General features: G+C 35.4%; 11 protein-coding genes. 9 read left to right on the forward strand and 2 right to left on the reverse strand.

All coding sequences use genetic code 11. The features are described from left to right. Positions 1–524: 524 nt before the first annotated feature. From F6K13_RS06850 to F6K13_RS06860, 3 genes are all read left to right on the forward strand, one after another. Positions 525–647: a hypothetical protein gene (locus F6K13_RS06850; RefSeq protein WP_275670414.1), complete on the forward strand. Its 123-nt coding sequence runs from the start codon at positions 525–527 to the stop codon at positions 645–647. Between the two features lie 166 nt (positions 648–813). Continuing rightward, the gene (locus F6K13_RS06855) at positions 814–1230 is read left to right on the forward strand and encodes an element excision factor XisH family protein (RefSeq protein WP_124146248.1); all 417 of its coding nucleotides are present in this window, start codon (positions 814–816) and stop codon (positions 1228–1230) included. Then, complete coding sequence (locus tag F6K13_RS06860) at positions 1218–1553, forward strand: XisI protein (protein WP_124146247.1); 336 nt, start codon at positions 1218–1220, stop codon at positions 1551–1553. The genes F6K13_RS06855 and F6K13_RS06860 overlap by 13 nt, the downstream gene beginning before the upstream one ends. 91 nt (positions 1554–1644) lie before the next feature. Here the strand turns inward: F6K13_RS06860 and F6K13_RS06865 are convergent, their stop codons facing one another. Next, the gene (locus F6K13_RS06865) at positions 1645–2487 is read right to left on the reverse strand and encodes a tetratricopeptide repeat protein (RefSeq protein WP_240039088.1); all 843 of its coding nucleotides are present in this window, start codon (positions 2485–2487) and stop codon (positions 1645–1647) included. A 335-nt stretch (positions 2488–2822) separates the two neighbouring features. Between F6K13_RS06865 and F6K13_RS06875 the strand changes: the two genes are divergently transcribed. Next, positions 2823–3065 (forward strand): hypothetical protein, encoded by a 243-nt coding sequence (locus F6K13_RS06875; RefSeq protein WP_124146245.1) that lies wholly within the window; start codon positions 2823–2825, stop codon positions 3063–3065. Positions 3066–3273: 208 nt separating this feature from the next. On the opposite strand, the gene F6K13_RS06880 is transcribed toward F6K13_RS06875, so the two are convergent. Continuing rightward, positions 3274–4890 carry a sodium:proton antiporter gene (locus tag F6K13_RS06880; RefSeq protein WP_124146244.1) on the reverse strand — a complete coding sequence of 539 codons (1617 nt, stop codon included), beginning with the start codon at positions 4888–4890 and terminating at the stop codon, positions 3274–3276. A gap of 282 nt (positions 4891–5172) precedes the next feature. Here F6K13_RS06880 and F6K13_RS06885 point away from each other — a divergent pair, with 282 nt between their 5' ends. The 5 genes from F6K13_RS06885 to F6K13_RS06900 all read left to right on the forward strand — a co-directional run bounded on the left by F6K13_RS06885 (position 5173) and on the right by F6K13_RS06900 (position 8238). Continuing rightward, on the forward strand, positions 5173–5517 hold the full coding sequence (locus F6K13_RS06885; RefSeq protein WP_205127457.1) for a hypothetical protein: 345 nt from the start codon (positions 5173–5175) through the stop codon (positions 5515–5517). A 258-nt stretch (positions 5518–5775) separates the two neighbouring features. Next, a complete protein-coding gene (locus F6K13_RS34935; protein WP_353734917.1) occupies positions 5776–6231 on the forward strand; it encodes a DpnII family type II restriction endonuclease in 456 nt (151 codons plus the stop codon). A 42-nt stretch (positions 6232–6273) separates the two neighbouring features. Continuing rightward, complete coding sequence (locus tag F6K13_RS06890; protein ID WP_240039083.1) at positions 6274–6552, forward strand: DNA cytosine methyltransferase; 279 nt, start codon at positions 6274–6276, stop codon at positions 6550–6552. Between the two features lie 31 nt (positions 6553–6583). Continuing rightward, positions 6584–7537 carry a DNA (cytosine-5-)-methyltransferase gene (dcm, locus tag F6K13_RS06895; protein WP_287287071.1) on the forward strand — a complete coding sequence of 318 codons (954 nt, stop codon included), beginning with the start codon at positions 6584–6586 and terminating at the stop codon, positions 7535–7537. Positions 7538–7908: 371 nt separating this feature from the next. Further along, entirely contained in the window at positions 7909–8238 is a 330-nt protein-coding gene (locus tag F6K13_RS06900) for a hypothetical protein (RefSeq protein WP_124146243.1), read from the forward strand. The last annotated feature ends 1137 nt before the right edge of the window (positions 8239–9375 follow it).

Genomic DNA, 9375 nt, shown 5'->3' on the forward strand with positions numbered 1-9375 from the left:
CTGGAATTCCAGCAGTTCTTTGTCTTCAGCTTCACTCAAATGTACTCTTAAAGGGGCTGGCACACTATAAATTTTCCTCCATCTACTCGACTAGGCTATTTTACAACTTTTTTTGCCTGCCTACTTAGTTGGTAATTGCATAAATTTATTCTGATAAATTTTGTTGTGATTCGTGTATTTCCCGATTCAATTTTTACCTCCTTTATTGATAATTTAATGTTGTTTATTTTAACATAGTGGGCAGCCGATAGTGCTACGCACCGCTACGCGATTGCTCCCATTAATATTTCCTACAAAAAAATTTGAGTAAAGGGTTAATTTTAAATCAATTTTTGCTATTATTTAGATAATGGGAAAGGTGCGCTCATATATATTCTATGTTATATAGCATAATTTGAGGATAAGACACATAATATTGATATAAATTAATGACAAACACAAACATTTACACCGAGTCGGAAAAAAAACTAATTGCCAAAATCCGGAGTTTGCCTCCAGATAAAGTTTCCTAAATAGTAGATTTTGTGGATTTTTTGTCTCAGCGACAACAACAGCAAAATTTTACTAATTCTATTACTCAACTGTCTGAAGCAGCTTTTCAGAAAATTTGGGATAATCCTGAAGATGATGATTATGACTATTTATAATAGAGTTGTCGCTAAATAGATAGAAAAAATCGCTCAAATTAAGACACAGTAGTAATTCCATACGTTTTGCACTGGAAATTGCTAAAATCCTTACATGATAAGGGTTTAGCAGTTTTTTATAGTTATAAAGCGACAAGTCTAATAAGTAAATTAGAGAAGGGTAAAAATGGGCGCTAAGGATAAATTTCATGCTGTGGTTAGAATTGCTTTGGAAAAGGAGGAATGGCAGATCACCGACGATCCCCTACTACTCGAAGTAGGCGGAACTAAATTTGAAATTGATTTAGGTGCAGAGCAACTATTAGCAGCAGAGCGTGGTGAAGAAAAAATTGCAGTTGAGATTAAAACTTTTTTGAGTGATTCGCCATTGACAGATTACCATAATGCTTTAGGACAGTTCTTGAATTATCGGTTAGCTTTAGAAATTAGTGACCCAACACGAATTTTATATTTAGCAATACCTGTGGTTGCTTATGACACTTTTTTTAGGCGGGAATTTGCACAAATATCCTTAGAAAGGTATGAAATAAAACTAATTATTTATGACCCAATACAGGAGGTAATTGTACAATGGATACCTTAGAATCTTATCGCAATATTATTCAGTCTTTATTAACAGTTTATGCTGCCATCCCCATAGCAAATGGTCAAATAGATTGTTACACGGTTTTTGATACAAAACAAGACCATTATATGGTTATGAATGTAGGATGGGATGGTTATCGGCGAGCTTATGGTTGTGTTTTACATTTGGATATAAAAGGAGAAAAGATTTGGATAGAGCAAAATATGACTGAAATGAGAATTGCTCAAAAACTTGTGGAGCGAGGAGTACCAAAAGAAGATATTGTTCTGGGATTTCAAGCTCCTGAAATGCGGGAATATACTGATTATGGAGTTGCTTAATTGAGGAAAAGAAAAGCTAGACACAGATTCGGGCACGGATAAACGGATTAATCATTTGACATCATCCGTGCATCCGTGGCAAAATCCGTGTCTAGCTCTGTTGTTGTTGCCGACAAACTTCAAAATTTTCTCGCACAATTTTAGTATTAGGATGTTCCTCACCTAATGTTTCTTCAAACATATCCAATGCTTGTTCAAACAAAGGTTCCGCTGCTTCGTATTTCCCTTGAGAACTATGTAATAAAGCCAGGTTATTGAGGTAGGTAGCGTGTTTTAGATCATTTTCTGGCAGGGCGATCTTGGTGATTTTTATTGCTTGTTGGAACAAAGGTTCCGCTGCTTCATATTCCCCTTGAGAACTATATAATAAAGCCAGGTTGTTGAGGTGAATGACAATATCTGGATGATTTTCTGGTAGAGCGATTTTGGTGATTTCGATGGCTTTTTGAAACAAAGGTTCCGCTGGTTTGTATTTCCCTTGAGAACTATATAATAAAGCCAGGTTATTGAGATAGGTGGCGCGTTTTGGATGATTTTCTGCTATTTCTTTACCCTTCTCTAACCAAGGTTGTGCCTGTAAATAAAATCCTTGACCTTCATAGAAAGAACCTAGCCTAATAAAAGGAGTAATCAAATCATCATAACTCAAATACTCAGTCAAGTTTGCTGCCACTTCTGTAATATGGGGAATATTAACCTCAACTTCCTTAACTTGCTCCAGTGTAATGTCATCAGGAATTTCCCTCGCCGCCTCCGCCACCACCCGACAAAAACTACGTTTCCATTCCTCCACAGAGTCAAACTGCTGCAACTTACCCACCATAAACTTTCTAATAAGAGGGTGTAACTGATAGATATCTTCATCCTTTCGTTCCAGCAAATTTAAATTCAACAACACATCATCTCGTATCTCCTCCAAATCTTCCTGCTCCACTTGTGACAAACACTCTTCCACTTTGGGGAAGCTTACTCACAAGTATTACCCAGTAAGCTTCACCGTGCGGTTGGCCAAGAAACTAGTTATACAAATTATATTGAACGATTCAATCATACTTGACGTCAAAGAGTTTCCCGCTGAGTACGTAAAACTTGATCATTCTCAAAATCTCTCGACAATCATATTGGTGCAATTTGGTATTTTGTTGATCACTATAATGCTAGTTTACTCACTTAAATCATTACTATGCATTACTACCTTCAAATTAAAAGACCCCAAGAATCAGAAACTGAAGAAAACTTTCTCCTGTTTGGAAGAAAACTTTCTCCTGTTTGTTTGATGTTCCTTGGATGGGGAAGAATTCTCTTTATGCCTCAACTAGTGAACCGAGTAGTTATAAGAATTACTACTCCGATAATTCAGGTTTACATAAAACCAAGCAATACAAGGCTGATGATGGTGAGCAAGAAATCATTGTTACCTATGATTATTTGAGTGGGAAGCATACATATCCTGAAACCAATGATAGTTTATTCTTCTACAGTTCTCTCGTTGTGATTCGTGATCAGGCATAACTATAAATCCTAGTGTGATCGCATATCTTGTAGGTTGGGTTAGGGATGCTCTAAGTGCGATAGCACTAGCTCTGCTGCAAGCAGAACGCAAATATCGTAGGGCGAGCAAAGAGTTGGCAACAGCGCAACCCTACAGATACTTGGAGGTTGTTAGGTTAACCGATAAACCCAAGCTACAAAGTGCTGTTGCCTGCCCATATCAGTATAACTACACCTTTTCAACTACCACCACAGGAATTAAACTCTTTTCCAAAACAGCTTGAGAAACCGACCCAACTAACACATTCTCCCATAAACGATCCCCTCTTTTCCCCAGAACTATTTCTGCTACTCCATACTGTTGTGCAACAGAAACTATTTCCTCTGATACCACTCCCGCAACAGTTATAAACCGATACCGAATATCTGCCAAAAGTTGCTTTGTTTGCAGTTGCAGTTGCTCAATACTTTCCCCATCCTCAGACTGAATAACGTGCAACACCACAACTTCCCCATCACAACGTCTCGCTAACTCGGCAACTTTTAACAACACATCCACAGCAAGGGGTGAAGTATCAACGGCAGCTAATAAAACAATACGACGAGCGATCGCTACCTTGGTTGGATCGACTTCTCCCTTGCGTAGTAGTTTGGGTGCAAAGGTAGGTATTGCCCAAGCTCCTAGAGGTGCTGTGACTAATATTGATAGGGCAGCGATAGCCAAAATTGTTTCTCCTCCCTCAATACCTGCTGCTAGAGGAATAGCTCCAATGGCAGCTTGTACCGTTGCTTTAGCAGAATTTCCGGGGAGTAAAAATAAACGTTCTCGCCAATTCCAATTACTACCTAAAGTGGAGAGATACCAACCTAGCATTCGCCCGACTAAAGTACCGACTGCTAAAATTAACAACCCTACCAACAAGACATTTTCCAATATTTGCAACGGGATACTAGCACCGAGTAACACAAACAAAATTATTTGCGCCACCACCCACAAAGTATCAAAACTATTTCGCAACCGTCGCGCCAGAGGTGCATCAAATTCGATGACAAAAAATCCTGTTGCCATAACTGCCAAATAACCAGAAAATATGGGAAATTTTTCTGCTAAGACGACTAACAATAGAGCTAGACCTGCTGCCACTAAAGTATCCTGGGTGGCATTTTGAGTCCAATTTTGTTTGACTAACAGCAATACTAATATTCGCGCCGTCAGCAAACCGGCGATAACTCCGAGAATAATTTGTAAAATTACTTGAAATGGTAATAGTTGTAATGCGCTGAGAGTGATACCACCAGGTAAAGTTACAGTAGTTGCTCCTTGGGATAAAAATGCCAGCAAAAGGCTAAAAATCAACAACAGCAAAACATCTGACAAAGCACTACCTGTCAAAATTGCATCAGGAATACCTTTAGCTACACCCCAACCCAAACTTTTGAGGCGCAACATTCCGGGAACGATAACTGCTGGAGACTCAGCACCGATGATGCAACCTAATAACAACCCAGTGGCAAAGTCAAACTGAAGTAATAACATTGCTACTAGAGCAATAACAATAGCTTCACAGGTTGCAGGGAGAAAACCTAACCGTATCGCAACACTTCCCTGTTGTGCTAATTTTTCTCGGTCTAACCCTAACCCTGCTTTCATCAAAATTACCATAACGGCGATCGTGCGTAGGGAGTCAGCAGCTTGCAAAATACTAGAGTCGATGGTATTGCTAATTTGAGGACCTAATAATATTCCGACTAACACCATTCCCACCAGTGGCGGTGCTTTTAATCTTGAGGCTATTTGTCCGACAAAAAAGCCTATTAATAATATCCAAATAATACTTTCTAACATAAGAAGGAAGAGGGAAGAAGGAAGAGGAAAGAAGGAATTTAGTACTAATTTAATGTACTATAAAACAATTAGTTAATCAAGTCATCTAGATGCCTTAAATTGTGTAAAATCACTTTTTCTTGTATAATTATTTAGGACTTACGCAGATAAACTATAGATAAACTATATATAGCTCTTAAAACTATTGTCCAACAGTAGTTAAACTCTATACATAGTGCCTTTGCGTAAGTCCTGATTATTGATATTTTTAACAATTTTTTTTATAACTAATGAAAAAATATAATGAATAACCCCAAAGAAGATTATAGAAAAACGTTTCTGGAATTAGAAAAAGCAGCATCAAAATTTTGGCCGACAGAATTAGCTGAAATGGAAGCAGAGTTAAGTATAATTCCATTATTGTTAAAAACACAAGAGCAATTTATTAATATCTTAAGCATTGATGTATTAGAATTAGAGGACTTATTTACAATAGTAAACTCTTCAGCTTTGTCAGGAAACTTATTTGTTAAGCATTTGGTTATTCTGGCTGACTTTGGGGGAGAAATGCTCAAACGTATAAGTAAAGAATTTAAAAGTTTGTTTCCTAATGAAGAAATGAAATATTACTGGAAAAGTAGTCAGTGAATTTATAAGTTTCAAGCCTTACCTACAAAAACTTTAAGTAATCAAACTCTTAAAATTAATGGAAAATATCTTTTTGTAAAATATTCTTTAGATGAAAGACAAAAAGATGCTATTGCACTTCTTTTATTTGGAAATTCCTATAAGAATGCTAATCAAGAAATTGCTTAAATTTTAGCAAGATGTGAAATTGGTGATTATTTTGGTAAATCCAGTAAATTAGATAGTTTTATTAAGCAGCGATATATTTGGGTTAGTCGTATTACAGGAGGTGCAAAATCTAATGCTTTAGGTCATCTAGCACAAAAGTTTGTTGCTCAGTATATAAAAGATGAAATTGGAATCATTGGAATTGAAGTAAAATCTGATGCTACCTTAGCTAATGTAACTCATACTGACGAAACTACAGGACGTTTAACTTCATTTGATATTATAGTCACAAAAAACCAGAAATATGTAGCTATAGAAGTAAGCTTTCAAGTAACTACTAATAGTGTTATTGAACGTAAAGGAGGAGAAGCAAAAGCTCGTTATGAACAAGTTGAAACAGCAGGTCACAAAATTGCTTATGTTATAGATGGAGCAGGAAACTTTGAAAGACAGTCAGCATTACAAACAATTTGTTTGCATAGCCATTGCACTGTGGCATTTTCTAAAAATGAGTTGTCAATTCTTTGTGATTTTTTGAGAGATTACTTAGAAAACAATAATGGTTGAAAAAAACTGGACAATTTATATACTATTTATAACAAATATAAAATGACAAAAATTCGCTTTATCGATCTATTTGCTGGCATTGGTGGAATGAGATTAGGTTTTGAACAAGCTGCCAAATATTTAAACATTGAAACTGAATGTGTATTAAGTAGTGAAATAAATTCTGACACTGGTTTAGTTTATGAAAAAAATTTTGCTGAATTTCCTTTAGGAGATATCCGCCAAATTGAAAAGTTACCACCCCATGAGATATTATTAGCAGGATTTCCTTGTCAATCTTTTTCTTCTGCTGGAAAAAAAAGCCGGATTTGGGGATACTAGAGGTACGCTTTTTTTTGAGATTACCAGATTAATAGATACATATAAACCCCAAGCTTTTATATTTGAAAATGTTCGTGGTTTGCTGACTAATGATCAAGGTAGAACAATTGAAACTATTAAATATGAAATTCAAAGCAGAGGCTACAGTTTTGACATATTTTTATTGAATAGCGCGAATTTTAATTTACCCCAAAATCATCTCCGAGTTTATATCTTGGGAGTTTTAGATAGTAGGCCAAAATTTAATTTAATTTCTGACCAAGGTCAGAAAGATTCTCATTCTTATCACCCACAACAATTGTCTTTATTTTATCCTCTGAAAAAATCTATAACTGTGGCAGATATTTTGGAAGATAATCCAGATGAAAAATTATATTTTTCGGAAAAATTTGTGGCAGCATTAAAACAGAGATTAAATGGAGATTTAAGTAAATTATATGGCATGAGATTAATTGATTATCGCGGTGGAAATTCTATTCATTCTTGGGAGTTGGGATTGAGAGGAGAATGCAGTGCTGAGGAAATAGAATTAATGAACTGTTTGATTTTGAAACGGAGAAATAGTCAATTTGGTAAACATCAAGATGGTAAATTGTTGAGCAAGGAGCAAATAGCTAGTTTTTTTACTAATCCTCAGTTAGAAAAATTGCTCAATTCTTTAGTTAGTAAAAATTATCTGCAAATAGTTGAGTCAAAATATAAACCAGTATCAGGAAACTTTTCTTTTGAAGTCTACAAGTTTTTAGACCCAGATAAAATTGCTGTAACTTTAGTGGCAAGTGATGCCAATAGATTAGGTATTTATCATCAAAATAGAGTTAGGAAAATTACTCCTAGGGAAGCAGCAAGATTACAAGGTTTTCCTGATGATTTTATTTTGCACCACAATGATAATAAGGCTTATTATCAACTGGGTAATTCTGTAAGTATTAATGTAGTTAAAGCCGTAGCTCAAGAATTAATGTTGAACATATCCAGAAAATAGGCAACAGGGAACAGGGAACAGGGAACAGGGAACCCACCCCTCGCCCCTCCCCCTCCCAGGAGGGGAGTAATTGATAATTCATGGATAATAATTGATTTTATTTTTGATTTAGGGAATAGGGAACAGGGAACAGGGAACCCACCCCTCGCCCCTCCCCCTCCCAGGAGGGGAGTAATTGATAATTTATGGATAATAATTGATTTTATTTTTGATTTAGGGAATAGGGAAAAGGGAATAGGGAACAGGGAGGAATAATTGATAATTTATGGATAATAATTGATTTTATTTTTGATTTTTGGAGATTTATATTGAACATAAATTAAAAAGATGATAAATTAGAAAAGTTAAATGATAAAAAAAGGATAAAAAGAATGGAAAATGTCCTAGAATCGAAAGAACAACAATTAGCAATAATAGAAGCAAATGCTGAAAAAATAGCAGTGATCGCCCATCAAGGATATCACCTACTTTCCGAAAAAGGCACGGTAATAATTTTTAGACAGTTAGAAGAAAATAGTACGGTTTTAGCAGACTGGCAAGTTAAGTTTAAACCGATGAGTCAAATAGGAACAATGATTAGTGATTGGCAACAAGCTGGTTTAGGAAATTTGATTGATAATTATAATCCAAAAGTTGCTGTGGTCTGTACTTTTTTATATCCAAATGGCAGTCATACCAGTTATCATTTTCAGATGGAATAAGCAATAATTTATTAGTTTTTCGGAAAAACAAGTTATTTATTTAAAATTATTAACTATTACCATTTTTTGGAGATTTATAAAATATATATAGCAGATTGCAGATATATAAGGTACAAATATTAATGATCTTTGTAGTGCGCGTATCTTGCCCGCAACATATGTACCTCACTGATATGAAAGATGCTGTATATAGGAATATAGGATAAGAAAAAATTTATAAAAGATTGATGATTTGACAAAAAAAATTAAAGCAAGCTATTTGTGTACTTTATTAATAGTTTGGAATTAAACTAACTCCTGATATCAAGTCTCATTAATTAGACGTAGGGTGCATCTCATATTTATTTGCAAAAATATTAATGTCGTAGGTTGGTTTGAGGCACGCTCTTCGGAGCTTATCCGTAGGATAAACCCAACAAATAGATGTTATTAACGTTGCAATTGTTGGGTTTCCTAACGTCAACCCAACCTACGAAGATCAAAAGTGAGATGTGCTCTTAGACATAATAAAAATGTTCTTCTCAATTATCTTGAAACCCATATCTCGTACTTCATAATGTAAGACAAAAAGATACATGAATCGCGACCGGAATTTCAGCCCATAATTTCAGTTTTTTGTTGATGGATTTCAAGTATAGCAATGTGCGCTGACATATTTACAAATTACAAGAACTGTCCAATAGCTAAAAGTCTTATATTATCGGTTTTTTATTCCCCCAGATGAGCTGTTGCCTGTTGCCTGTTGCCTGCGCACAGCGCTATAATTTTGAGCCTGAGTAACTGTATCAAATCCAGTTTTTTCTAACTATTTTACTAGCTTTAATGCTGTCTTTTTTTCTCGATTATCTACTCCTAATTTTTGTTAATTAGGGTTTGCTGATTAAATATAAAAGCATTGATATATAAAGGTTTTAGCCTTTTTTAGTTAAAAAAAGTCCAAGCTTTTAGGTCGTAATGGTTCAAAAAATTAGTATTTTAGGCGCATAGTTGCGCAGAAAAATCAAGGGACTATTCTTCCTACTAACTCCTCTATAATTCCCATTTCTCCTGTCTCCTGTCTCCTGTCTCCTGACTCCTACCCTCACCCATAAGACTTTTTCAGCAAACCCTAATTATTTCCACAATTCCTATCTCATA

The organism is Okeania sp. SIO2B9 (assembly GCF_010672505.1).
GTDB lineage: Bacteria > Cyanobacteriota > Cyanobacteriia > Cyanobacteriales > Microcoleaceae > Okeania > Okeania hirsuta.